Genomic DNA, 25,941 nt, shown 5'->3' on the forward strand with positions numbered 1-25,941 from the left:
GCGTTTTTGCATCAGGAGCAAAGCAATGAATCTGGAAACCTGGCTGTTGTTCAGCGGCGCCGCTCTGGTGGTGATCCTCATCCCCGGCCCACTGTCGTTGCTGATGATCGGCAACAGCCTGAACTATGGCCTGCGCCGTTCGTATCCAGCGTTCCTGGGTGGCGTGATCGCCTCGATTTGCCTGCTGAGCGCATCGGCGCTGGGGCTCGGTGCACTGTTGTTGGCGTCGGAACAGCTGTTCAGCGCCCTGAAGATGGTCGGCGCGTTGTACCTGTTTTATCTGGCCTGGCAGAGCTGGCAGCAATCGCGCCAGCCGTCCCAGGGTGCCGAAGTGCCCCAGGCCGCTGCCATCCCACGCTTTCGCGCCCTGTTCGGCCGGGCGTTCGTGCTGGGTGCCAGCAACCCCAAGGACATTCTGTTCTTCGCCGCTTTCCTGCCGCAGTTCTTGAGCGCCGAACAACCGTTCCTGCCGCAACTGCTGGTCATGATCGCCACCTGGACCGTTCTTGATCTGCTCTGCAAGCTGGCTTACGGCCTCGGCGCCCACGGTGCTGCGCGGTATTTGCGTACGGGGAAAGGCCAGAGTTGGTTCAATCGCGTCAGCGCAGGACTCTTTGGCGGTGCGGGCGCGGCCTCTTTGATGTCCACGCACTGAGTCCCTGGTTTTGCGAAACAGCCTCATTTTCTATTCGAGGCTTTCGCAAAACGTAGAAACAACCCATCGATATACACCCCGCCAGGAAGCATCTTACATATAGGGCCACTCAATCATCGTTGAACAAGGACGTTCACAATGGCCCAGATTTTCCAGCCCGGCTCCGTGCCCGACGACTATGCCGTAGTCATTACCGATTTAGGCGTGCGTACAAATAAACACGCCATGGAAACACTCGATTTCCGGACTGCCGATGGGACGCAGTTGAGTTCGGAGCACAAGCATAGACAAGCCCAACTTGAAATCGTGGATAAACTTTACGGTCCGATACACATCGGTTCCGTGACTGTCACCCGCTCAGCTTTGGATGCGCTAGGCGCAACGACCGATGGGCAGCCACTGAACGGTGACAATACTTTTTTCCGCAGCCCCACTCGTTTTTTCGTGAACTCGTTACAGTTCAGCGCAACCGATATCGAAACACGGCTCAAACTAACCGCCGACGCAAACGACTATCGGCTGCCCACGTTGCTGTTTGAAATGGCGAGCCAGCGCTCACCCGCCGCGCCCCCATTATTGAGGCAAACGCCCGAAACCCAAGCCGAACCTGCCAGCCATCGAAGAACCCTGGGAAAACTCCTGAGTTCTGCCCAAAGGCTCGATATACAAGGGCTTAGCCATAGAGCATTCAGTTGGGCAAATACGACCAAGAGCAATATCCTCATCCCTACAGGGCTTGGACTTCAGGCCTTCGGCATCTATAGCGGTCTGCGAGGCCTGCAAGACGCCATCCGTAACAAGGACGCCTACCAGACCATTTTCAATGGGACCAGCGTGGCCGCCGAAGTCGCTTCTATCGGTGTCGAAGCTGCGGTGACCAGACAAGCCTCTCAGATGATCAGGGCCGGCCAACGCTCCCTCGAGGACTTTGCCAAAACGACCTTTGCCACGCGCCTCGCCCGTGGAAGCGGGCTGATTGCCAGCGTCCTGACACTTCCTTTCGATATCATCGCCGCGGTCGATTCTTTCAAAGCGGCCGCCCACGCCACTGGCAAAGAGGCCACCGATCACTATGTCAGCGCAGCCTTGAGCGTCACCAGCGCCGCGATGACCTTAACCATTGGCATAGCGGCGCTGGCGGGATTTGGGTCAGCCGGTCCTGCCGGCCTTGCCGCCGGACTTATCCTGGTGGTGGGCTCACAAATCTGGGGCGCGATTCGTCAAGTCGATGAAATCGACGACTATATAGAACTCACCGTACACGAGCGTCTGCGCACCGGTTGGTTCGCCTTCTGGGCAATGGGCCCTGATAAAGATATCCAGGATCGCTACACCATCACCAAGGCTACCGCCGAACATACAAAGCTGCTGCAGGCCAATGCCTCGCACTTGCTCAAAGGCCCACTAAGAGACAGCACCGAGGCAATTGTAAACGGTACATTCACCGTGGAACTCGAACCGGTGCCCTACAGCACCTGGAACTGGTGGACCGGTGCCAGGTACCGGGCGACGACAATCCGTCCGAAGATCAAAGACAACGACGACCGGGTCGATGCACGCACAGGGGTTACTGCGGGGACGCCGGGTGCAGTCATTGAGGCGTCGGCGGAGCATAAAGCTATCTATTGGTACATGGGCGGCGGCAACGACACTGTTGAGGGCGTCGAAAACAAGCCGAACGTCTTTCACTACGGGGCGGGTCATAAAAAACTCACCGGTGGCACAAAAGACGACGTGTTTATCTTCGAGGGCTCGACAGAGGCCCTCAGTGAAACTTCAGCTAATAAACTGGCAGGTGGCTTGGGCAATGACACTCTCGTGTTATCGGGCCGTAGCCGCAGTCACCAGGAGCCACGCCAGGGCTATCAGGTCGATCTGGACGCCGGGCAAGTGTCCATCATCACTCAAGCAAGTCATGACACGCAGAGCAAGCATCATCGCCATGCGGACCTTGAAAGTATTGAAAACGTAGAAATCCCTGAGGGCGGTGCCAACATCATCAAAGGGACAGCCGGCCCAAACATCATCAAGTCCCGCGGCAATGATTCAATCGAAGCCGGCGCGGGAGACGACCGAATTTATATTCTCAATGGAAATAACCGTAACGCAGACGGCGGACCTGGCGAGGATATCTATGCCATCGCTCATAAACCCGGCCACGTTTCCATCACCGAAGATGGCGTGGACAACAGCGTCATCGCACTGGACTGGAGAGCTGACTTGATTGAAAGCTGGCGAATTGAAGAAGGTCATCTGGTCATTACTTCATGCTTTGATGCAAACGATCGGGCGTTTTGCAAAGTCACCATCAGGGAAGTCTATGAAGACTCTGATTTTCCAAGAGCCCTACAAAACAACAGGCTGACGTTCATCACTCAGGATGGCTACCATTTGGTACCCGACCTGCCCGACACGATCGAATCCAGCAGCCCGCTCGACATTGAAACAGTCGTAGTGCAACCCGGCACACCCCGAAACCCGGCTATCCTGCCTGATCGAAGCGAGCAGCAGATCAGCCATGGCAAAGACACCAGCTACTATGTTTCACATCTCAATGAACTGACCACACTCAAGGTCAAACAAAAAAGCGAGTTTTCCACCACCCTTCATCTGGACTACACCACCGCCGAGTTGACCCGTATCGAGGCCTACTACAAGGCTCATGTCACTCAACAAGATGAAGGGGACAGCATCAAATACGGCGAATGTGGCCTGACCTTACACTTTGGTGCTCGCCGAGTCGTATTGAAAAATCTGGCAAGTTCCGATGAGCGCTATAGCGCGCAAAACCCGAAGACCGGCCGGCGTGCATTTTCCACCCTGGGTTCGCATCATACTTTTATCCTCACCATGAACGACGGCTCGTCCTACCGCCTGGTACAACCCTCGCCCGACTACGGCCTGTTGCTGGACGAAACATTCATCGGTAAAGATCCGGTGGAATGGAAAACAGACGCTCCATTGCCATTGACGCCTACCCAAAAGAAATACGCCTATCTACTACCCTTGGACAAAAAACCTTATTACATGCGCAGTTGGGCAACCTGCGCCATGCTGACATCGCCCACAGAACAGACGGGTATCGAAGTCCTGATTGGCGAAGGCTCCACCTACCTTGTTCACCTGAGCCCGAACATGACACTGCGCCTGTCCACGCCAGGTGCATTGGCCGGAGCCAATCCTCGGTTACCCCGTGCCTCCCTATGGGAGTTGGATGCCACGCGCCTGGGTCAAGTCGAGATAAAACTGTCCTCCAACCTGCTTCAAATGGGTGGAACGACCATCCATCTTCCCGTCCATGAAGCTGAAGACCTTGTCGACCCGATACGAGTCATCACTGCACAAGGCGTTGTTTATGCTGTCGACAGCCTGTTTGAGCGGGTTTATGTAGAAGCGCTTGATGGCCGCTATTTTACCCCGTTAACCGACCCCAACACCGCATTGCCCAGCGAACTGTCGAGCCTGACATCCGAAGAACTGAAGGTGCTTCACGTTGCACTCAAAGACGGCTCTCCCGGCACACTGAGCTACAACCTCATAACCCGCAAATGGATCCTGGACACCGATAAGTCCCGAGTCATTGAAGTGGCGAACCTGAGAAAAACAGACCTGTGTGACCACGCCCTCAAGATCTATCAGGATCTGGCTCGCGAGGGGCTCAATCAGTCGCCCCCTCTGGGTGATGACGCACTTCGTCTGTTGCGGGAGAAGTGCGTGGAGCTGATAGAAAGCTTCACATTGGACAACTCCGTGATGTTTGCGCGGGCGTTAGCGCTGAGTGCAGTCTTCGGCATAAGGCTCTCGCAATTGAGCTGGTTCCTCTCATTGGCTGAGGCGTCTCCCGAACCTACCTGACCTTGAAAAACGTCTTCGCCGGTTTATTTCACACGCCATATATATGTAGTGCACCCGTCTGCTGGTTTTCCACGAACATTCTTGAACCCAGGGCCTGTCAGCCTCCGGCTATACGACAGGCCATGAGCTTGATACCTACATGAATCATTCATATTCAAACTCAAGAGCAGACATTTTCAATGAGTCCAAGACGAAACACCCGCCCCTCTCTTACAAAGTCGTCCCCTGATACGCCTCACTCCAGTCGCGATACGTCGCTGGACACAATACTCGGCAATCCCACGAGAGGCGCAGACACCGATCAGGCATCCGGTTCGCCAACCGGACGACAACTTGATGCAACTGAATCGCAGCACCCGACTGTTCAGGTATCCGAAATCACATCCGCGACAGCTATCCGTGATGGCTCCCTGTCGGTATCGCTGGACAATTATTCCCTTTCACCCGAGCTGGTCCCGCTGTTATCGGAGCCGGACGCAACCTCTGGAATCCGCACGTTCAAGACACGCACCTACGTTGAGCTTGAAGAAGGTGGGACGGTGCTGCTTGGTCGCGACTCCGAACAGAACTACAGAGCCCGAGCAGGCACTGAACTTGTTGCCTCTGGACCACGCCTGGAACAAGTGGAGGGCAGCCTCCTATGGCGTCGAATTGCGCACCTCGACGTGACGCAGCACGCAGACTCCAATCTCCCGCCTACACGGGCATTCAGGAAGAACTGGGGGGTTGACCCAAGATTCACATTGTCCGAATTGCTCACCATCGACAATGTTCACTATAAGGTGGTGACACGTACCGACGCGCGAGAATCCCCAATCACCTACATTCAGTCACCCGCCCATCCCATTTATGATTTTGACCTGCTCGAAGCCACCCTCAGGCATGTGCCTGACGAACAACCCCGAGGCGCAATACAAGTTCCGCCGGACAACCATTGGGAAATTGACGCCAGACTACCCTTTGAAAAACCACTGACCGCTTACGTCCGGGATTTTTTTCCAGAAGTCACCACGGTCACCCTGGAAAACATCGCAAGAAAGCAATTTGAACTGAGCAATGACTCGCCGTTTGCCGACGCTGCGGGTTTGACTGCACTCCGGCAGATTTACAGCAGTTGGCAAAACGCGACCCTCTCGCCACATCCACAATGGTCCGATCCACTACTGATGCTTCCGATTCTTCCCACCTCTTCGGCATCCCGAGGCGCTGCCCGCTCGATAGCCCTGCCCCACCCTTCCTCAACAGGAACATTGAATCGATTGGATTTTGATCCCCTGCGGTTCCAGCGACAGTGGCTTCTTTATCTGACGTCGTACTCGCCAGTGGAATTCAAACGCTTTATGGCCGCCCTTCTGACGCGTAATGGCTACACCGTCATTGAGCCCAACTCGTTCAATAGCTTTCCAGCATTGGTATTTCGCCGCACAGGGCATGACTATGTATTTTTCATGAGCCTGCACCGCACCAGAATTCCGAAGATTTCCCTTCCCATGTATATGAATCCCAAGACCGCCGACCTGCGTCTGGAAACCCAGGTCGGCGGAGTCGCTGCGAAAGCCGTCAACGATGCCCACAGTGCCAATAAAATCATCTGGCTCAAGGGCGGTACGGAAATTCGTCCAGGCGTTGCAGACACGATTTTTATCATCCGGGATGACAATGCCAGGCTGTAAATACATGGCTCAAAAAAAAGCCCGCAGTGTGAGCGGGCGAAAAACCAAAGAAGCTACATGCGCAGTCGCTTCCAGGACAAGGCAACGACTTGGGGGATCAGCTGCCTCGATACGTTGAATAAGCGTAGGGCGAAATCAGCAGGGGCACGTGGTAGTGCTCCTGCTCGGCCGAAATGCCGAAGCGCAGCACCACCACATCCAGGAACGCCGGCTCGGACAGCTGGACGCCACGGGTGCGGTAGTAATCGCCGGCATGGAATTGAATCTGATAGACGCCGCTACGGTAGTCATCCCCTTGCAATAACGGTGCATCGCAACGGCCGTCGCTGTTGGTCAGCGCGCTGGCGACCCATTGCAGTTGCGCACCTTCGACGCGGTACAACTCGACCTTGATCGAGCTGCCCGGGCAGCCGTGCGCGGCATCCAAAACGTGAGTAGTCAAACGTCCCATTGATTGTGCGCGCCTCGCTGCAAGCAGTCCGGCCCGACGCCTCCTGAATCAGTTGAAAGACAGGCCGCACCATTTCGGAGCGCGAAACGCTGCGGCGATGAGCGAATTAAGACACTTCAAACGAAAATTGTACACAATAAAAAACAGAAATTTATCCCTTTCCTCATTCGCGGCGGGTTCTGACCCGATCGGCAATCAAACCAGCCTATACAATGGATTGTCCTGATTTAGCTGACCAAGTGGGCAGGTTTCTTGCAATGTAGACCCGCAAGGGACGGCGATGAAAAATGCAAAAATTCAGGCTTACAAAGCGCACATAAAGTTGTATACAATCAATCCATCGCTGTGACGCCATCCTGTGACTCATCCCCCAGGGCGCCACCTACATGGCTCGAACAAGAAGGAAAACTGCAGTGAGCGCTGACTACCCACGCGACCTGATCGGTTACGGCAGTAACCCTCCCCACCCTCAGTGGCCGGGCAACGCCCGCATCGCCCTGTCCTTCGTGCTCAACTACGAGGAAGGCGGCGAGCGCAACGTGCTGCATGGCGACAAGGAGTCCGAAGCGTTTCTCTCGGAAATGGTTTCGGCGCAACCGCTGCAGGGTGAGCGCAACATGAGCATGGAATCGCTCTACGAGTATGGCAGCCGCGCCGGTGTCTGGCGGATCCTCAAGCTGTTCAAGGAATTCGATATTCCGCTGACGATCTTCGCGGTGGCCATGGCTGCCCAGCGCCACCCGGACGTGATCCGTGCCATGGTCGCCGCCGGTCACGAAATCTGCAGTCACGGTTATCGTTGGATCGACTATCAATACATGGATGAAGCCCAGGAACGCGAGCACATGCTCGAAGCGATCCGCATCCTCACCGAAATCACCGGCGAACGCCCGTTGGGCTGGTACACCGGCCGCACAGGCCCCAACACCCGCCGGCTGGTCATGGAAGAAGGCGGTTTTCTCTATGACAGCGACACCTACGACGACGACCTGCCCTACTGGGAACCGAACACCCCCAACGGCAAGCCGCACCTGGTGATTCCGTACACCCTGGACACCAACGACATGCGCTTCACCCAGGTCCAGGGTTTCAACACGGGCGACGATTTTTTCCAATACCTCAAGGATGCCTTCGACGTGCTGTATGCCGAAGGCAGCGAGGCGCCGAAGATGCTTTCCATCGGCCTGCACTGCCGCTTGATCGGCCGCCCTGCCCGCCTCGCGTCCCTCAAGCGTTTTCTTGAATACGTCAAGGGTCATGAGCAGGTCTGGTTCAGCCGCCGCGTCGACATCGCCCGCCACTGGCAACAGACCCACCCGCATCCGGGCGCTTCGAAATCAGGGGCTTCAAAATGACCGCATTCCAGACCCTCAAGCCTTCGACCTTGAGCCGCGAAGCGTTCGTCAAAGCCTTCGCCGACATCTACGAACATTCGCCATGGGTGGCCGAAAAGGCTTTCGACCTGGGCCAGGACCCCTCGATCGACCAGATCGAGACCCTGCACCAGCGCATGAGCGACATCCTGCTGTGCGCCGATCATGCCAGCCAACTGGCACTGATCAACGCACACCCGGACCTGGCCGGTAAAGCCGCCGTTCAGGGCCAACTGACCGAGGCCAGCACCAACGAACAGGCTGGCGCCGGTATTCACCAATGCTCGAGCGATGAGTTCCAACGCTTCACCGAGCTGAACGAGGCCTACAAAGCCAAGTTCAAGTTTCCCTTCATCATGGCGGTAAAAGGCAGCAACCGGCATCAGATCCTCGCGGCGTTCGAAACGCGCATCCACCACTCGGCAGATACCGAGTTCAAATGCGCGCTGGCAGAGATCAACAAGATCGCGTTGTTCCGATTACTGACTCTTTAGCGCGCAGCCCTGAGACCCAGGCCCCTGCAAGCATCCCCAGCCAACTTACTAAAGGCAGACAAGAAGAATGAAAGCTTACGCCGTACCCTTCGAGAAGTTCGTCAACCTGGCCGACGCCCGCCTGGGCACCAAGATCATCTCGGTCACCGATGACTGGTTCGCCGACGCCAACCGTCTGTTCCAGCCGACACCGGCCGTATGGAAGGAGGGCGTGTTCGATGACAACGGCAAGTGGATGGACGGCTGGGAGTCGCGCCGCAAGCGCTTCGAAGGCTACGACAGCGCGGTGATCCGCCTGGGCGTGCCGGGTTCGATCAAGGGCGTGGACATCGACACTTCATTCTTCACCGGTAACTACCCGCCGTCGGCGTCCCTGGAAGCCTGCTTCCTGGCCTCGGGCGAGCCAGACGAACATACCCAATGGACTGAAGTGCTGTCGGCCGTGGAACTGCAAGGCGACAGCCACCACTACCATGAAATCAGCAATGACCAGGCCTTCAGCCATCTGCGCTTCAACATCTACCCCGATGGCGGCGTGGCTCGGCTGCGGGTCTATGGCATTCCGTACCGCGACTGGTCGGCCGTGGGCGACAATGAACAGATCGACCTGGCCGCAGCCCTCAATGGCGGTCGCGCCCTGGCCTGTTCCGACGAACACTTCGGTCGCATGAGCAACATCCTCAACCCCGGTCGCGGAGTGAACATGGGCGATGGCTGGGAAACCGCTCGTCGTCGTACCCCCGGTAATGACTGGGTGATCGTCGCCCTGGGCCATGCCGGCGAGGTCGAGAAAGTCATCGTCGACACCTTGCACTTCAAGGGTAACTACCCGGACAGTTGCTCGATCCAGGGCGCGTTCGTCAAGGGCGGCACCGACAGCCAGATCGAAACCCAGTCGCTGTTCTGGCGCGAATTACTGCCCAGCCAGAAGCTGGAAATGCACGCCGAACACACCTTCGCCGAGCAGATCAAAGCCTTGGGGCCGATCACCCACATCCGCCTGAACGTGTTCCCGGATGGTGGCGTGAGTCGCCTGCGGGTGCTCGGCAAGGTCGCGAAGTAATGCTGAGCCTGTAGGAGCTGGCGAAGCCTGCGATCTTTTGATCTTTGTTTCTCAAAGGGCAAGATCAAAAGATCGCAGGCTTCGCCAGCTCCTACAGGGAATGCAGTGAACTGAAAATACATTTCAAAGATAAGAAGACCAGCATGCGCACACTCAAGATCGAACCGTTGACCAAAGAAGCCTTCGCCCCGTTCGGTGACGTGATCGAAACCGACGGCAGCGATCACTTCATGATCAACAACGGTTCGACCATGCGCTTCCATCGCCTGGCGACGGTTGAAACCGCCGAGCCGGACGACAAGGCGATCATCAGCATCTTCCGCGCCGATGCGCTGGACATGCCGTTGACCGTGCGCATGCTGGAGCGCCATCCGCTGGGCAGCCAGGCGTTTATTCCGCTGCTCGGCAACCCCTTTCTGATCGTGGTCGCGCCACTTGGCGATGTACCTGTATCAGGTTTGGCCCGCGCCTTCGTCACCAACGGCAGGCAGGGCATCAATTACCATCGCGGCGTCTGGCACCACCCGGTGCTGACGATCGAAAAGCGGGATGACTTCCTGGTGGTTGATCGCAGTGGCACAGGCAATAACTGCGATGAGCATTTCTTCAAAGAGGATGAGTGTTTGATCCTCGCCCCCCACCAATAAGAGAAGCGTCCGATCACGCGAAAACAAGCGTGACGGGCGAGAGGTAAAGACTGTGGAAGCACATATGCTGGAATGGCTGAACCTGAGTGTGCGCTGGGTTCATATGATCACTGGCGTGGCCTGGATCGGCGCGTCGTTCTACTTCGTCTGGCTGGAAAACAACCTCAATCGCGTCAACCCCAAAAGCGGTCTGGCCGGTGATTTGTGGGCCATCCACGGTGGCGGCATCTATCACCTGGAAAAATACAAACTCGCGCCGCCGTCCATGCCGGACAATCTGCACTGGTTCAAATGGGAAGCCTACTTCACCTGGATGTCGGGCGTCGCCCTGCTGTGCCTGGTGTTTTATTGGAACCCGACCCTGTACCTGCTGGCACCGGGCAGCAGCCTGAGCGGGGCCGAAGGCGTCGCCCTGGGCATCGGCTCGTTGTTCGTCGGCTGGTTCGTGTATTCCTTTCTCTGCGACTCGGCCCTGGGCAAACGCCCTGCCCTGCTCGGCCTGATCCTGTTCGTGCTGTTGATCGCCGCGGCCTACGGGTTCAGCCAGGTGTTCAGCGGTCGCGGTGCCTACCTGCATGTCGGGGCAGTTATCGGGACGATCATGGTCGGCAACGTGTTCCGCATCATCATGCCGGCCCAACGCGCGCTGGTGGCAGCCATTGCCGAGAACCGCACGCCGGATCCGGCACTGCCGGCCAAGGGCCTGTTGCGTTCGCGCCACAACAACTACTTCACCCTGCCGGTGCTGTTCATCATGATCAGCAACCATTTCCCGAGCACTTATGGCAGCCAGTACAACTGGTTGATCCTGGCCGGAATCGCCGTGGCGGCGGTGTTGGTGCGGCACTATTTCAATACCCGCCACGACAGCAACAAGTATGCCTGGACGCTGCCGGTCGGCGCGCTGGCGATGATCTGCCTGGCTTATGTCACGGGTCCAAAGCCCATGACCACAGCGCCGGAAGTGACCAAGACCCCTGGCGTGATCGAGTACCAACCGTTGCCGGAAACGGCAGTGGGCGGCGGCGCGAAGCCGGCAACGCCCGCGGCCGCACCGGCATCGACACCGGCCCAGGCCGCCAATGCCCAAGGTCCTTCCTTCGAGAAGGTCCATAGCGTGATTCAGGAGCGCTGCTCGGTCTGCCATTCGGCCAAACCCACCAGCCCGTTGTTCAGCGCCGCGCCGGGCGGTGTGATGTTCGATACCCCGCAACAGATCCAGCAACAAGCCGCGCGCATCCAGGCACAGGCCGTGGCGACGCAGATCATGCCTCTGGGCAATATCACCCAGATGACCCAACAGGAACGCGACCTGATCGGCGCGTGGATCACCCAGGGGGCGCGGACCAACTGAGTCCCGCCGACATCAAACCTGACATCACCCGCTACACGTAATACCGCTGACAGGCAGACCGGCACACCACCGGTCGCCCGTCAGCGACTGCCTGCGCCTCAACAATAAAAACAAGAGGAAAGCATCAGATGACCCAGCCCCGCCATCACGCCCCAAATTTGCCACGAATGCGCCGTTGCAGGGCACTTGAGCCCATGAATGCAGGGCCGTATCCTGCGCGGCCGTTTGAATCCGGTACCGCATAAAACCAGCAGATCCTGACCGATACGCCAACTATTGCAGTGTTGGCAGATATCGGCTCCCGCTGAACACACTTTTTCGACCGCTTCAAACCACTGAACAAGCCATTTTTCCGATTTATCCCGGTCTTGGCTCAGCTCTTGCTGTCAGCGCTTGTCACAAACAAAAAGCTGACCGAACGGATGTTTTTTCCGTAGAAAAAAGCGCCACACCAGAGCGCTGATCTTTAAAAAAAAAAGCAGTACCACTTACCTTTGGGAGCAAACCGAATGAAACATACGTGCACCAGCCTGATACTTGCGGGATCTTTGCTGACCGCCGGCCAAGCGATGGCCGACGACCTGTTCCAATGGCAGAACAACAGCCTGACCTACCTCTATGGCAAGGATTTCCAGGTCAACCCGCGCATCCAGCAAACCGTGACCTTCGAGCACGCCGATGCCTGGAAATACGGCGACAACTTCTTCTTCCTCGACCGGATCTTCTACAACGGCCAGGACGACGGCAATTCCGGCCCGAACACCTACTACGGTGAGTTCAGCCCACGCCTGTCGTTCGGCAAAATCTTCGACCAGAAGCTGGAACTGGGTCCGATCAAAGATGTCTTGCTGGCCATGACCTATGAGTTCGGTGAGGGTGACAACGAGTCGTACCTGATCGGTCCGGGCTTCGACCTGGCCATCCCCGGTTTCGATTACTTCCAGTTGAATTTCTACAACCGCCAGACCGAAGGTCCGCGCGCTGGCGACAACGTCTGGCAGATCACACCGACCTGGGCCTACACCCTCCCGGTGGGCTCATCCGACATCCTGATCGACGGCTTCATCGACTGGGTGGTGGACAACGACAGCAACTCCAAAGGCACCTACCACGCCAACCTGCACATCAACCCGCAGATCAAATATGACTTGGGCAAGGCACTGAAGCTGGGCGCCAAACAGTTGTATGTGGGTGTGGAATACGACTACTGGAAGAACAAATACGGGATCAAAGACAGCGAAGGCTTCAAGACCGATCAGAGCAATACCAGCTTCTTGCTCAAGTATCACTTCTGATTCACATCGATCCTGGATGCTCAGGGGACCATGGGGGAGCGAGCCTGCTCGTGATAGCGGAGTGTCAGTTTGGATGGTGTTGAATGAACCGCCGTCATCGCGAGCAGGCTCGCTCCCACAGTTTTTCCGGGTGGCTGCAAGATTCACATCCACCGCAAATCCCCTGTGGGAGCGAGCCTGCTCGCGATAGCGGTGGGACTGCTTGCATCAACCTTCAGGACAACCGCAAAAACCGGCTCAACGCCTCGCGCTGGGCCAAGGCATCCTGGCGCCCCAGCTCGATCAGTTCACTGCAATAGCCCGCTTCGAACAGCAGATAACTCAGCACCCCGGCACCGCTGGTCTTGGTTGCGCCCGGCCCGCGCAGGAACATGCGCAGCGCGCGGGGCAATTCCAGGCGATGGCGGGCGGCGATTTCGTCGATCGGCTGGCTCGGCGAAATCACTAACACCTCCACCGGCGCCGCGCCCAGCGCATGAGCCGGCACGTCATCGGGCAGCAGATGACTGAAGCCATTCAGACGCTCCAACAACTCGATATCGCTTTCCAGGCTGTCAATGAACGTGCTGTTGAGCATGTGGCCACCGATCTGCGCCAGCGTCGGTTGCTGGCCGGTGTAACTGCGCTGCAACGGCTCTGACGAACCAAGGCCACGCGGATTGCCGCTGACCCCGATGACCAGCACGCGATTGGCCCCCAGGTGCAGGGCCGGGCTGATGGGGGCCGATTGACGCACCGCGCCGTCACCGAAATATTCCGGGCCGATCCTGACCGGCGCGAACAGCAGGGGGATCGCTGAACTGGCGAGCAGGTGCTCCACCGACAACAGCGCCGGTACGCCGATTCGCCGATGCCGCAACCAGGCGCCGATGGTGCCGCGGCCCTGGTAGAAGGTCACAGCCTGGCCGGACTCATAACCGAACGCAGTCACCGCCACGGCCCGCAATTGCTGCTGCGCGATCGCCTGTTCGATACCGGAGGCGTGGAATTGAGACTGGAGCAGTTCGCGCAACGGCGAACTGTCGATCAGCGCCACCGGTAACCGCGCGCCCAGGCCCAGCAAGCTGTGGCTGATGAAACGGGTTGCCTGGGCAATCACGCCCCACCAGTCGCTGCGCATCACCTGATGGCTGCGCACCGCTTGCCAGAAGGCAGTCAGGCGCTCGATGGCCGTTTTGAAGTCCATCGCCCCGCTGGCCAGGCTGACCGCGTTGATTGCCCCGGCTGAGGTGCCGACAATCACCGGGAACGGGTTATCCGCCCCGTCCGGCAACAATTCGGCAATCGCTGCCAATACCCCCACTTGATACGCTGCCCGCGCCCCGCCGCCGGAAAGAATCAAACCTGTCACCGGTTCAAGTGGGGTCATCGCAACGCTCCGTGTTCAATAAGTGGACGACAGGCTTAACCGCGTTTGTCATACAGCTTGGGCTCGCCCGGCGGGCGACTCTTGAAGCGCCGGTGAGCCCAGAGGTATTGCTCAGGACATTGGCTGACCGACTGCTCCACCCACCGATTGATACGGATGCAATCGGCCTCTTCGCTCTCCCCTGGAAAATCTTCCAGTGGCGCCTGGATCACCAAACGGTAACCACTGCCATCAGCCAGGCGCTCCTGGATGAACGGCACCACCCATGCCTTGCCCAGACGAGCGAACTTGCTGGTGGCCGTAACCGTCGCGGCCTGGATTCCGAACAGCGGCACGAAGACGCTTTGCTTGGCGCCGTAGTCCTGGTCCGGCGCATACCAGATCGCCCGACCGGCCCGCAGCAGCTTGAGCATGCCTCGCACGTCGTCACGTTCCACCGCCAGGGAATCAAGATTGTGCCGCTCGCGCCCACGCCGCTGGATGTAGTCAAACAGCGGATTCTTGTGCTCGCGGTACATGCCGTCGATGGTGTGCTGCTGGCCGAGCAAGGCCGCGCCGATTTCCAGCGTGGTGAAGTGCAGCGCCATCAGAATCACCCCTTTGCCCTCGCGCTGGGCCTGCTTGAGATGCTCCAGACCTTCGACATGGGCCAGCTTCGCCAGGCGCGAGCGCGACCACCACCAACTCATGGCCATTTCAAAGAAGGCGATACCGGTGGAGGCAAAATTTTCCTTGAGCAGGCGCTTACGCTCGGCAGCGGACTTTTCAGGAAAACACAGTTCCAGATTGCGCTGGGCGATGCGCCGTCTGTCGCCGGCCACACGATACATCAGCGCACCCAATACACGACCGGCGCGCAGCAGCAGCGGATAGGGCAACTGAACGATCAGCCACAACAGCCCCAGACCGCACCACAGCAGCCAGAAACGCGGATGAAAAAATGCAGCTCGAAAACGCGGGCGATCCATTACAGCTTCCATAAAGACATGGGCCGCGCATTCTACATCGTTCGACCCGGCTTGCGGCCCGGGGACGATCTCGTTATAAGTCTCGGCACTTTTAGTGACAAGCCGTTGTACGCCGACCATGAGCCAAACCGAACCGCTAGACCAAGATCCCGTGTTCCAGCTGAAGGGCAGCATGCTCGCCATTACGGTGCTGGAGCTGGCCCGCAACGACCTGGAGAGCCTTGACCGGCAGTTGGCGGCCAAAGTCGCCCAGGCCCCGAATTTCTTCAGCAATGCCCCGTTGGTACTGGCCCTGGACAAGCTGCCGGCCGGCGAAGGCGCCGTGGATCTGCCGGGCCTGATGCGGGTTTGCCGCCAGCACGGCCTGCGCACCCTGGCGATCCGGGCCAGCCGTATCGAAGACATCGCCGCCGCCATCGCCGTGGACATTCCGGTGCTGCCGCCTTCCGGCGCCCGGGAACGGGTGCTGGAGCTGAGTCCGGCCGAGGCCAGGAAAAAGCCGGAAAAACCGCCAGAACCGACCATCAAGCCGACCCGGGTCATCACCTCTCCGGTACGTGGCGGGCAGCAGATCTATGCCCAGGGTGGCGATTTGGTCGTGGTGTCCTCGGTCAGCCCGGGCGCGGAACTTCTGGCCGATGGCAACATCCATGTATACGGCCCGATGCGTGGCCGTGCCCTGGCCGGTGTCAAGGGCGATACGAAAGCCAGGATTTTCTGTCAGCAGTTGAGCGCTGAACTGGTCTCTATCGCCGGGCAGTACAAGGTTTCCGAGGATCTGCGTCGCGACCCGCTGTGGGGGGCCGGTGTCCAGGTCAGCCTGTCGGGCGACGTGTTGAACATCATTCGGCTTTAACGGATACTGCCGCATTTTCCAAGCATCTCTAAAACGTAGCGAAAACGGCTTAAACGACGTAGGAAAAAGGATAAGGCAGTGTTTACCGGAGGTAGACCCGTCCAGCATCCGATTCCAGCCAAGCCTGTCCAATTGCAGCAGTTTCAAGAGATGTTTTTCAGGGGCTGAAAAAGTCCTTTTTCCTTAGGGGTGAAACACCTTGGCCAAGATTCTCGTGGTTACATCCGGCAAGGGTGGTGTGGGTAAGACCACCACCAGCGCCGCTATCGGTACCGGCCTCGCTCTGCGCGGCCATAAAACAGTCATTGTCGATTTCGACGTCGGCCTGCGTAACCTCGACCTGATCATGGGTTGCGAGCGTCGCGTGGTCTATGACTTCGTCAACGTGGTCAACGGTGAAGCGAACCTGCAACAAGCCCTGATCAAGGACAAGCGCCTTGAGAATCTGTACGTGCTGGCCGCCAGCCAGACCCGCGACAAAGACGCGCTGACCCAGGAAGGCGTGGAAAAAGTGCTGATGCAACTCAAGGAAGACTTTGAGTTCGTGGTGTGCGACTCCCCGGCCGGTATCGAGAAAGGTGCCCACCTGGCCATGTACTTCGCTGACGAAGCGATCGTCGTGACCAACCCGGAAGTCTCGTCGGTACGCGACTCCGATCGCATGCTGGGCCTGCTGGCGAGCAAATCCCGTCGCGCCGAGAACGGCGAAGAGCCGATCAAGGAGCACCTGCTGCTGACCCGCTACAACCCGCAACGCGTCAGCGATGGGGAAATGCTGGGCGTCGAAGACGTCAAGGAAATCCTCGCTGTTACCCTGCTGGGTGTGATTCCTGAATCCCAAGCGGTACTCAAGGCCTCCAACTCGGGTGTGCCGGTGATTCTCGACGACCAGAGCGACGCCGGTCAGGCGTACAGCGACGCGGTCGATCGCCTGCTGGGCAAAACCGTAGAGCATCGATTCCTCGATGTAACGAAGAAAGGTTTCTTCGAGCGCCTGTTTGGAGGTAGGTAATGAATCTTTTTGACTTCTTTCGTGCCAACAAAAAGCCAAGTACCGCCTCGGTCGCGAAAGAGCGTCTACAGATCATCGTGGCGCACGAGCGCGGCCAGCGCAGTACCCCTGATTATCTGCCAGCCTTGCAGAAAGAACTGGTGGAAGTGATCCGCAAGTACGTCAACATCGGGTCTGATGATGTGCATGTGGCGCTGGAAAGCCAGGGCAGTTGCTCGATTCTGGAACTCAATATCACCCTGCCGGATCGCTGATAGATCCTGCGGGAGCCACGGCGGCTCGGGTCTCATCGCTCTGTGTGTGTGTGTAGGAGCTGGCGAAGCCTGCGATCTTTTGATCTTGCACTTGAGACTCAAGTAAGTTCGAAGATCGCAGGCTTCGCCAGCCCCTACATACAGGACGGCGATAGGCCCGAGCCGCCGTTGGCGTTTGTTACGAGACTGTTTGAATGCCCCTGTCCAACATCCGCATCATCCATCAGGACGCCGCCGTCCTGGTGGTCGACAAGCCGACCCTGCTGCTGTCCGTGCCCGGCCGGGCCGACGATAACAAAGACTGCCTGATCACCCGCCTGCAGGAAAACGGCTACCCGGAAGCGCGAATCGTGCACCGGCTGGACTGGGAAACCTCCGGCATCATCCTGCTGGCCCGAGACCCGGACACCCATCGCGAACTGTCTCGGCAGTTTCATGACCGGGAAACCGAAAAGGCCTACACAGCATTGTGCTGGGGCCAACCGGAGCTGGACAGCGGCAGCATCGACCTGCCCCTGCGCTACGACCCACCGACCAAACCGCGCCACGTGGTGGATCATGAGCACGGCAAGCACGCCCTGACCTTCTGGCGCGTGCTGGAGCGTTGCGGCGACTGGTGCCGGGTCGAACTGACGCCGATTACCGGGCGCTCGCATCAGTTGCGCGTGCACATGCTGTCCATGGGTCATCCGCTGCTGGGCGACGGCCTCTACGCCCATCCCCAGGCCCTCGCTGCGTGGCCACGGCTGTGCCTGCACGCCAGCATGCTCAGCTTCACCCACCCACAAAGCGGCGAACGCCTGCGCTTCGAGTGCCCGGCACCGTTCTGAAAAATAGCGGCGCTTGCATCGCGAGCAGGCTCGCTCCCACATTGGATTGCAGGCGTACACAAAATTTGTGTTCACCCTGAGCCCCCTGTGGGAGCGAGCCTGCTCGCGATGGGGGCGGTACATTCAACGCAGATATCAATCACTGGGCACCCTCCCCATCGCCCCCCAATACGGTAAACTCCCGCGCATTGCTGTCTGGAGTTATTTATGCGCGCAGAGTTGAACCAGGGCCTGATCGACTTTCTCAAGGCCTCCCCCACCCCGTTCCATGCCACCGCCAGCCTTGCCCAACGCCTGGAGGCGGAAGGTTATCAGCGTCTTGACGAACGCGAGACCTGGACCACCGAGGCCAACGGCCGTTACTACGTCACGCGCAACGACTCTTCAATCATCGCCTTCAAGCTGGGCCGCAACTCGCCGCTGCACGACGGCATCCGCCTGGTCGGCGCCCACACCGACAGCCCCTGCCTGCGGGTCAAGCCCCAGCCGGAACTACAACGCCACGGGTTCTGGCAACTGGGCGTGGAAGTCTATGGCGGCGCGTTGCTGGCGCCGTGGTTCGACCGCGATTTGTCCCTGGCCGGGCGCGTGACCTTCCGCCGCGATGGCAAGGTCGAAAGCCAGTTGATCGATTTCAAGGCGCCGATCGCCACGATTCCGAACCTGGCCATCCACCTCAATCGCGAAGCCAACCAGGGCTGGGCGATCAATCCACAGAATGAGTTGCCACCGATCCTCGCCCAGTTCGCCGGTGACGAGCGCGTCGACTTCCGTGCCGTGCTCACCGACCAACTGGCCCGCGAGCACGGCCTGAACGCCGACGTGGTGCTCGATTACGAGCTGAGTTTCTACGACACCCAAAGCGCCGCGCTCATCGGCCTGCATGGCGATTTCATTGCCGGCGCACGCCTGGACAACCTGCTGTCGTGCTACGCCGGCCTGCAAGCCTTGTTGAACGCAGACACCGAAGAGACCTGCGTGCTGGTGTGCAACGACCACGAGGAAGTCGGCTCTTGCTCGGCCTGTGGCGCCGACGGTCCGATGCTGGAACAAACCCTGCGTCGTTTGCTGCCTGAAGGTGAAGAGTTCGCACGGACCATTCAGAAATCCCTGCTGGTTTCCGCGGACAACGCTCACGGCGTGCACCCCAACTACGCCGACAAACACGACGCCAACCACGGTCCGAAACTCAACGCCGGGCCGGTGATCAAGGTCAACACCAACCAGCGCTACGCCACCAACAGCGAAACCGCCGGGTTCTTCCGTCACCTGTGCATGGCCGAGGAAGTACCGGTGCAGAGCTTCGTGGTGCGCAGTGACATGGGCTGCGGCTCGACCATCGGCCCGATCACCGCCAGTCAGTTGGGTGTACGCACAGTGGACATCGGCTTGCCGACGTTCGCCATGCACTCGATCCGCGAGCTGTGCGGCAGTCACGACCTGGCGCATTTGGTGAAGGTGTTGAGCGCGTTTTATGCGAGTCGTGAGTTGCCTTGAGCCTTTGTGGCGAGGGCGCTTCCTCCCGCTAGACCTGTAGGAGCTGTCGAGTGCAACGAGGCTGCGATCTTTCCCCAGACACTTGAGTTTCAAGCGAAAGATCAAAAGATCGTCCGAACGCGGCCCGAGCCTTCGGCAGCTCCTACAGGTCTAGCGGGCGCTTGCTCCCTCGCCACAATGATGTTCGCCTCTGGATTGGGTGATGTGACCCACATCATCACACCCCGGCAAAACCCCAACTAAACTGACCTTATCGCCCCCCGACAAGGCCGTCGCCATGATCCCGATGTCTGCATTCAACGCCATGCTGGTGCCCATCATCGCCGGCATGATCCTGCTGGCCATCGGCTTCAACTTCCGAGACAAGAACGTCGGGGTGTTTGCCATGTGGATCGGCATGTTGCTGATCCTCGCCACGGTGGTGTTCAGGATCCTGGCCAAACTCAACGAGTCGATCTGACCTCACTTCAGGCAGCCGGGGGTTGTTCCGGCACGTCTACCCCAACGTGAATCGCATCGTGACGCCAGAACTCCAGGTCACAATCGATCAGCCGCTGATGCTGGTCATAATTGACCCGGGCAATCCGCAAACCAGGGCTGCCAACCGAGACTTTCAACGCCGCCGCCGCTTCAGGCTGTAGCGAGGTCGGCACAATCTCGAACTTCACCCGACCGTAGTGCAAGTCGTAATGACGGGCGTACAACTCGGTGATGGACTGATTGAGGTCGAATTCGAGGATGTCCGGGAAGTACTGCGGGTTCAGGTAGTGCTCGACATACAGCACCAGCCGCTCATCGATACGCCGCACACGGCAGATCTGGATCACACTGGACAGCGCCGGTAATTGCAGCCAGGCACACACTGCCGCCGAAGCCGGCTGCAGGCGGGCCGAGATCACCTGAGTCGAAGGCACCCGCCCCTGGGCGGTCACCATGGCGTGGAAATGGCTGCGCTGCATCAGGTTATAGGCCAGGCGTGGCGGCGAGACAAACCAGCCACGGCGCTCCTCGCGATAGATCTGCCCCTGGGCTTCGAGCTGCAACAACGCTTCACGCACGGTGATGCGGGTAGTGCCGAACAATTCGCTGAGCTTGCGCTCGGCCGGCAACTTGCTGCCGGGCGCCAGCAAACCGTGGTCGAGCTGCTCCTGCAGGACTTGCCCGATGGTTGTCACCGCTTTGGTTGTCTCGATGCGCATCAACGTTACCTATCTGGACTAGACCAGCACTCTTTCGGGGCGAAATCGATGGAACATCCATCCGTTTCTCATGCTTGCAAGCCTAGGCACTGCACATGACTGGTAGATGACAGAACCGCCGAACGGTTCATTGCCATGCCTGCAAGTTAGCGGCCAAGTCCTTGCAGATCAGCCGGTTAACCATGGTCTACGCTTAGTTGGCAGCCACTTTGCCCCAGCCTGACACGGGCCAACCTTTCCTGCACCGACATCAAAATGTCACAGAGCTCGCCTACATTGGCTCAGGTATTGCTGACCTAGACCAACACAACCGCAATCGCAGCGTTGAAAACGCCCATAGGAGCTTCGGATGAAACAGTTTTTCCTGGCATCACTGTTAGGCTCGACCATTGCCATGTGCACTGCTGCCATGGCCGCTGACACCGATTTGAAAACACTGGAAGCCGCTGCGAAAGCGGAAGGCACCGTGAACAGCGTCGGCATGCCCGATGACTGGGCGAACTGGAAAGCCACCTGGGATGACCTGGCCAAAATCTATGGTTTGAAACACATCGACACCGACATGAGCTCGGCCCAGGAAATCGCCAAGTTCGCCGCCGAGAAAGACAACGCCAGCGCCGATATCGGTGACGTTGGCGCCGCTTTCGGCCCGATCGCGGTCAAGCAAGGCGTGGTTCAACCCTACAAGCCGAGCACCTGGGAACAGGTTCCGGACTGGGCCAAGGACAAGGACGGCAACTGGGCCCTGGCCTACACCGGCACCATTGCTTTCATCGTCAACAAGAAGCTGTTGCACGGCTCCGAAGTGCCGACCAAATGGGCCGACCTGAAAACCGGCAAATACAAGGTTTCCATTGGTGACGTGAGCACCGCCGCCCAAGCCGCCAACGGCGTGCTGGCAGCGGCCCTGGCCAATGGCGGCAACGAGAAAAACGTTCAGCCGGCGCTGCTGATGTTCGCCGAGATCGCCAAGCAAGGGCGCCTATCCATGGCCAACCCTACCATCGCCACCATGGAAAAAGGTGAGGTCGAAGTCGGTGTGGTCTGGGACTTCAACGGCCTGAGCTACAAGGCCAAGATGGCCAATCCGGATGATTACGTCGTACTGATTCCGTCCGACGGCTCGGTCATCTCCGGCTACACCACCATCATCAACAAATACGCCAAGCACCCGAACGCCGCCAAACTGGCTCGCGAGTACATCTTCAGCGACGCCGGCCAGATCAACCTGGCCAAGGGCAACGCCCGTCCGATCCGCGCCGAGCACCTGACCTTGCCTGAAGAGGTCAAGGCCAAGTTGCTGCCCAACGAACAGTACAAAGGCGTGACCCCGATCAAGGATGCGGACGCGTGGGAAAAAACCTCCAAGACACTGCCGCAGAAGTGGCAGGAAGAAGTGATCATCAATATGGAGTGAGGCAATAGCTCCCGCTCGGAAATCCACTGGAGATCCAATTGTGGGAGCGAGCACTGTGGGAGCAAAGCTTGCTCGCGATGAACGATGAAACGGTCGTGCAGTTGAACCGTGTCGCCTTCATCGCGAGCAAGCTCGGCTCCCACAGAGGCTGGCTTTCACATCAGGTCCCTGGTGAATCCGAGTTTTCTGGTTTCCATCCGGAGTCCCGGTACCCATGAAGCACAACGTCATCCTGGTGGTGCTCGACGGCCTCAACTATGAGGTCGCCCGGCATGCCATGGGACATTTGCAGGCCTATGTCAGCGCAGGACGCGCGGCGCTCTACACACTGGAATGTGAACTGCCCGCCCTGTCCCGTCCGCTCTATGAATGCATTCTCACCGGCGTCGTGCCGCTGGACAGCGGGGTCGTGCACAACAACGTCTCGCGCCTGTCAAACCAGCGCAGCATCTTCCACTACGCCACCGCAGGCGGCTTGAGCACGGCAGCCGCCGCCTATCACTGGGTCAGCGAGCTTTACAACGCTTCGCCGTTCGTGGCCGGTCGTGATCGTCATACCGACAACCCCGAACTGCCGATTCAACACGGCCATTTCTACTGGAACGACCACTACCCCGACTCTCATCTGTTTGCCGACGCCGAACACCTGCGTCAGCGCCACCTGCCGAATTTTTTGCTGGTGCATCCCATGAACATCGACGATGCCGGCCACAAGCACGGCCTCGACAGCCCGCAATACCGCAACAGCGCCCGCTCGGCCGACATCAACCTGGCGGTTTACCTGCAAGCCTGGCTCGACGCCGGTTATCAGGTGCTGGTGACATCCGACCACGGCATGAACAACGACCGCTCCCACAACGGCCTGCTGGCTGAAGAACGGCAAGTGCCACTGTTTGTGCTGGGCAGCGGCTTCAGCCTCAACCCCGATGCCGCACCCCGGCAGACCGAACTGTGCGGCAGCATTTGCCAGTTGCTCGGCGTTGCCCACGACAAACCCTATTGCCAGGAGTTGCTCAAGTGAATGCTATGACGCGCGGCAAATGGCTGGCAGCGTTGTGCCTGGTGCCCTTCGCGATTTTCTTCATCGTGTTCCAGATCGCGCCGCTGCTTTGGGTGCTGGTCAACAGTCTGGAATCGGAAGAATTCGGTTGGGGCCTGGCCAATTTCAGCAAGATTTTCAGTTCGAAGTTCTACCGCCAAGCGATCCAGCACAGCCTGGAAATCAGCTTCTGGTCCAGCGTGTTCGGCATCATCATCGCCGTACTCGGCAGCTATTCCCTGCGTCGGGTCGATTCGCGCCTGCGCAACTTCGTCAACGCCTTCGCCAACATGACCAGCAACTTCGCCGGTGTACCCCTGGCCTTCGCCTTCATCATTTTGCTGGGGTTCAACGGCAGCATCACCATCATGCTCAAACAGGCGGGGATCATTGAAGATTTCAACCTGTACTCGAAAACCGGGCTGATCATTCTCTACACCTACTTCCAGATTCCCCTGGGCGTGCTGCTGCTCTATCCGGCGTTCGATGCGCTGCGCGAGGACTGGCGCGAGTCCGCCGCGCTGCTGGGCGCTAAAGGCTGGCAGTACTGGCGGCACATCGGCCTGCCGGTGCTGACCCCGGCGCTGCTGGGCACGTTCGTGATCCTGCTGGCCAATGCGCTCGGTGCCTACGCCACGGTGTACGCACTGACCACCGGTAACTTCAACGTCCTGCCGATTCGCATCGCCGCCATGGTCTCCGGAGACATCTCCCTGGACCCGAACATGGCCAGCGCCCTGGCCGTGGTGCTGGTGGCATTGATGACCCTGGTGACCGTCGTCCATCAGTTGCTGCTCAAGAGGAGCTACCATGTCTCGCGCTGAATCGAGCTCTGCCGGGCTCTATCATCGGGTGGTGGTGTACCTGCTGTTCGCCATCCTGCTGCTGCCCCTGGCCGGCACGCTGATCTACTCCATCGCCAGCAGTTGGTCGGCCACCGTGCTGCCCAGCGGTTTCACCTTCAAATGGTACGTGCAGCTGTGGAGCGATCCGCGCTTTCTCAACGCCTTCGGCCAATCGCTGATCGTCTGCGTCGGCGCACTGATACTCTCAGTGGTGTTGATCCTGCCGCTGCTGTTCGTGGTGCATTACCACTTCCCGAAACTCGACGCACTGATGAACATCCTCATCCTGCTGCCCTTCGCGGTGCCGCCGGTGGTGTCGTCGGTGGGGCTGTTGCAACTCTACGGTTCCGGGCCGCTGGCGATGGTGGGCACGCCGTGGATCCTGATCGGCTGCTACTTCACCGTTGCCCTGCCATTCATGTACCGCGCGATCACCAACAACCTGCAAGCGATCAACCTGCGCGACCTGATGGACGCCGCCCAACTGCTCGGTGCCAGCACCTTCCAGGCGGCTTTGCTGGTGGTACTGCCGAACCTGCGCAAGGGCTTGATGGTGGCGTTGCTGCTGTCCTTCTCGTTCCTGTTCGGTGAGTTCGTGTTTGCCAACATCCTCGTCGGCACCCGTTATGAAACCCTGCAGGTGTATCTGAACAACATGCGCAACAGCAGCGGTCACTTCACCAGTGCGCTGGTGATTTCCTACTTCTTCTTCGTACTGGTCCTGACCTGGGCGGCCAACATCTTGAACAAGGACAAAAGCCAATGAGCTACGTCAGCGTCCAACACCTGCAAAAAAGCTATGCCGGCACACCGGTGTTCAGCGACATCAATTGCGAAATCCACAAGGGCGAGTTCGTCACCCTCCTCGGCCCTTCCGGCTGCGGCAAGTCCACACTGCTGCGCTGCATCGCCGGCCTGACCACAGTGGATGCCGGTCAGATCCTGCTGGACGGTCAGGACATCGTCCCGCTGAGCCCGCAAAAACGCGGGATCGGCATGGTGTTCCAGAGCTACGCCTTGTTTCCCAACATGACCGTGGAACAGAACGTCGCCTTCGGCCTGCGCATGCAAAAGGTTGCGACCGAGGACAGCCGTCAGCGGGTACTGGAGATTTTGCGGCTGGTGGAGCTGCACGACTTCGCCGCTCGCTACCCCCATCAACTTTCCGGCGGCCAATGCCAGCGCGTGGCCCTGGCCCGCTCCCTGGTGACCCGCCCGCGCCTGTTGCTGCTGGACGAACCGCTGTCGGCCCTGGATGCGCGGATTCGCAAACATTTGCGCGAACAGATCCGACAGATACAACGCGAACTTGGCCTGACCACAATCTTCGTCACACACGATCAGGAAGAAGCGCTGACCATGTCCGACCGGATTTTCCTGATGAACCAGGGAAAGATCGTACAAAGCGGCGATGCCGAAACCCTTTACACTGCGCCGGTCGATGTCTTTGCCGCCGGCTTCATCGGCAACTACAACCTGCTGGACGCCGACAGCGCCAGCAAACTGCTGCAACGGCCAGTGACCGGTCGCATCGCCATTCGTCCGGAAGCCATCGAACTGAGCCGCAGCGGCGAGCCCGATGCACTGATCCGCAGCCACAGCCTGCTGGGCAACGTGATCCGCTACCGGGTCGAGGCCCGCGGCGTAGAGCTGGTGGTCGACGTACTCAATCGTTCCGCCGCCGATTTGCACCCCGATGGCACACGACTGTCACTTTCCATCGATTCGACGGCGCTGTGTGAGGTAGCCTGATGGCTTTATTGATTTTGAAGTTGATTTTGAAAAGGGAAACGCG

General features: G+C 58.8%; 24 protein-coding genes. 20 read left to right on the forward strand and 4 right to left on the reverse strand.

The genetic code is table 11. The features are described 5' to 3' along the window. The first annotated feature begins 25 nt into the window (after nt 1–25). From BMY45_RS19050 to BMY45_RS27755, 3 genes are all read left to right on the forward strand, one after another. Nucleotides 26–655: a LysE family translocator gene (locus BMY45_RS19050; RefSeq protein ID WP_092400238.1), complete on the forward strand. Its 630-nt coding sequence runs from the start codon at nt 26–28 to the stop codon at nt 653–655. Nucleotides 656–793: 138 nt separating this feature from the next. Further along, the gene (locus tag BMY45_RS19055; protein ID WP_177193366.1) at nt 794–4,510 is read left to right on the forward strand and encodes a calcium-binding protein; all 3,717 of its coding nucleotides are present in this window, start codon (nt 794–796) and stop codon (nt 4,508–4,510) included. A 743-nt stretch (nt 4,511–5,253) separates the two neighbouring features. Then, a complete protein-coding gene (locus BMY45_RS27755; RefSeq protein WP_143071665.1) occupies nt 5,254–6,183 on the forward strand; it encodes a hypothetical protein in 930 nt (309 codons plus the stop codon). A gap of 97 nt (nt 6,184–6,280) precedes the next feature. Here BMY45_RS27755 and uraH read toward each other — a convergent pair whose 3' ends face one another. After that, nucleotides 6,281–6,634 carry a hydroxyisourate hydrolase gene (gene uraH, locus BMY45_RS19065; protein ID WP_092400242.1) on the reverse strand — a complete coding sequence of 118 codons (354 nt, stop codon included), beginning with the start codon at nt 6,632–6,634 and terminating at the stop codon, nt 6,281–6,283. 413 nt (nt 6,635–7,047) lie between these two features. On the opposite strand from uraH, the gene puuE reads away from it, so the two are divergent. From puuE to BMY45_RS19095, 6 genes are all read left to right on the forward strand, one after another. Then, entirely contained in the window at nt 7,048–7,989 is a 942-nt protein-coding gene (puuE, locus tag BMY45_RS19070) for an allantoinase PuuE (RefSeq protein WP_092400244.1), read from the forward strand. Next, nucleotides 7,986–8,501, forward strand: coding sequence for a 2-oxo-4-hydroxy-4-carboxy-5-ureidoimidazoline decarboxylase (gene uraD / locus BMY45_RS19075; RefSeq protein ID WP_047229635.1), 516 nt, complete (start codon nt 7,986–7,988; stop codon nt 8,499–8,501). Before puuE ends, uraD begins: the two co-directional genes overlap by 4 nt. A gap of 67 nt (nt 8,502–8,568) precedes the next feature. Beyond that, nucleotides 8,569–9,564 (forward strand): allantoicase, encoded by a 996-nt coding sequence (gene alc, locus BMY45_RS19080; protein ID WP_092400246.1) that lies wholly within the window; start codon nt 8,569–8,571, stop codon nt 9,562–9,564. Nucleotides 9,565–9,707: 143 nt separating this feature from the next. Then, a complete protein-coding gene (locus BMY45_RS19085; RefSeq protein ID WP_092400304.1) occupies nt 9,708–10,211 on the forward strand; it encodes an ureidoglycolate lyase in 504 nt (167 codons plus the stop codon). A 52-nt stretch (nt 10,212–10,263) separates the two neighbouring features. Then, the gene (locus BMY45_RS19090) at nt 10,264–11,565 is read left to right on the forward strand and encodes a urate hydroxylase PuuD (RefSeq protein ID WP_092400248.1); all 1,302 of its coding nucleotides are present in this window, start codon (nt 10,264–10,266) and stop codon (nt 11,563–11,565) included. A 509-nt stretch (nt 11,566–12,074) separates the two neighbouring features. Beyond that, complete coding sequence (locus BMY45_RS19095) at nt 12,075–12,860, forward strand: outer membrane protein OmpK (RefSeq protein ID WP_092400250.1); 786 nt, start codon at nt 12,075–12,077, stop codon at nt 12,858–12,860. Between the two features lie 214 nt (nt 12,861–13,074). Here BMY45_RS19095 and BMY45_RS19100 read toward each other — a convergent pair whose 3' ends face one another. Then, entirely contained in the window at nt 13,075–14,229 is a 1,155-nt protein-coding gene (locus BMY45_RS19100) for a patatin-like phospholipase family protein (protein ID WP_092400252.1), read from the reverse strand. 35 nt (nt 14,230–14,264) lie between these two features. Beyond that, complete coding sequence (locus tag BMY45_RS19105) at nt 14,265–15,197, reverse strand: lipid A biosynthesis lauroyl acyltransferase (protein WP_092400254.1); 933 nt, start codon at nt 15,195–15,197, stop codon at nt 14,265–14,267. Between the two features lie 118 nt (nt 15,198–15,315). Here BMY45_RS19105 and minC point away from each other — a divergent pair, with 118 nt between their 5' ends. The 6 genes from minC to BMY45_RS19135 all read left to right on the forward strand — a co-directional run bounded on the left by minC (nt 15,316) and on the right by BMY45_RS19135 (nt 20,106). Continuing rightward, nucleotides 15,316–16,053: a septum site-determining protein MinC gene (minC, locus tag BMY45_RS19110; RefSeq protein ID WP_092400256.1), complete on the forward strand. Its 738-nt coding sequence runs from the start codon at nt 15,316–15,318 to the stop codon at nt 16,051–16,053. Between the two features lie 199 nt (nt 16,054–16,252). Then, nucleotides 16,253–17,065, forward strand: a complete 813-nt coding sequence (gene minD / locus BMY45_RS19115; RefSeq protein ID WP_042728954.1) for a septum site-determining protein MinD — start codon at nt 16,253–16,255, stop codon at nt 17,063–17,065. Beyond that, a complete protein-coding gene (gene minE, locus BMY45_RS19120; RefSeq protein WP_003179111.1) occupies nt 17,065–17,319 on the forward strand; it encodes a cell division topological specificity factor MinE in 255 nt (84 codons plus the stop codon). The genes minD and minE overlap by 1 nt, the downstream gene beginning before the upstream one ends. 194 nt (nt 17,320–17,513) lie before the next feature. Then, nucleotides 17,514–18,149 carry an RluA family pseudouridine synthase gene (locus BMY45_RS19125; RefSeq protein WP_092400258.1) on the forward strand — a complete coding sequence of 212 codons (636 nt, stop codon included), beginning with the start codon at nt 17,514–17,516 and terminating at the stop codon, nt 18,147–18,149. 207 nt (nt 18,150–18,356) lie between these two features. Further along, nucleotides 18,357–19,646 carry a M18 family aminopeptidase gene (locus BMY45_RS19130; RefSeq protein ID WP_092400260.1) on the forward strand — a complete coding sequence of 430 codons (1,290 nt, stop codon included), beginning with the start codon at nt 18,357–18,359 and terminating at the stop codon, nt 19,644–19,646. 277 nt (nt 19,647–19,923) lie between these two features. Next, the gene (locus BMY45_RS19135; protein ID WP_047229644.1) at nt 19,924–20,106 is read left to right on the forward strand and encodes a hypothetical protein; all 183 of its coding nucleotides are present in this window, start codon (nt 19,924–19,926) and stop codon (nt 20,104–20,106) included. A 7-nt stretch (nt 20,107–20,113) separates the two neighbouring features. Here BMY45_RS19135 and BMY45_RS19140 read toward each other — a convergent pair whose 3' ends face one another. Beyond that, nucleotides 20,114–20,845: a UTRA domain-containing protein gene (locus BMY45_RS19140; protein WP_092400262.1), complete on the reverse strand. Its 732-nt coding sequence runs from the start codon at nt 20,843–20,845 to the stop codon at nt 20,114–20,116. 349 nt (nt 20,846–21,194) lie between these two features. Between BMY45_RS19140 and BMY45_RS19145 the strand changes: the two genes are divergently transcribed. The 5 genes from BMY45_RS19145 to BMY45_RS19170 all read left to right on the forward strand — a co-directional run bounded on the left by BMY45_RS19145 (nt 21,195) and on the right by BMY45_RS19170 (nt 25,898). After that, on the forward strand, nt 21,195–22,262 hold the full coding sequence (locus BMY45_RS19145) for an ABC transporter substrate-binding protein (protein ID WP_092400264.1): 1,068 nt from the start codon (nt 21,195–21,197) through the stop codon (nt 22,260–22,262). Nucleotides 22,263–22,476: 214 nt separating this feature from the next. After that, nucleotides 22,477–23,283, forward strand: a complete 807-nt coding sequence (locus BMY45_RS19155) for an alkaline phosphatase family protein (protein ID WP_092400268.1) — start codon at nt 22,477–22,479, stop codon at nt 23,281–23,283. Between the two features lie 5 nt (nt 23,284–23,288). After that, nucleotides 23,289–24,125 (forward strand): ABC transporter permease, encoded by an 837-nt coding sequence (locus BMY45_RS19160; RefSeq protein WP_177193369.1) that lies wholly within the window; start codon nt 23,289–23,291, stop codon nt 24,123–24,125. After that, nucleotides 24,112–24,912, forward strand: coding sequence for an ABC transporter permease (locus BMY45_RS19165; protein WP_092400272.1), 801 nt, complete (start codon nt 24,112–24,114; stop codon nt 24,910–24,912). Before BMY45_RS19160 ends, BMY45_RS19165 begins: the two co-directional genes overlap by 14 nt. Continuing rightward, nucleotides 24,909–25,898, forward strand: coding sequence for an ABC transporter ATP-binding protein (locus BMY45_RS19170; protein ID WP_092400274.1), 990 nt, complete (start codon nt 24,909–24,911; stop codon nt 25,896–25,898). Before BMY45_RS19165 ends, BMY45_RS19170 begins: the two co-directional genes overlap by 4 nt. Nucleotides 25,899–25,941 lie beyond the last annotated feature (43 nt).

Origin of the sequence: Pseudomonas sp. NFACC39-1, assembly GCF_900110355.1 — a bacterium.
In the GTDB taxonomy this organism is placed as follows: domain Bacteria; phylum Pseudomonadota; class Gammaproteobacteria; order Pseudomonadales; family Pseudomonadaceae; genus Aquipseudomonas; species Aquipseudomonas tehranensis.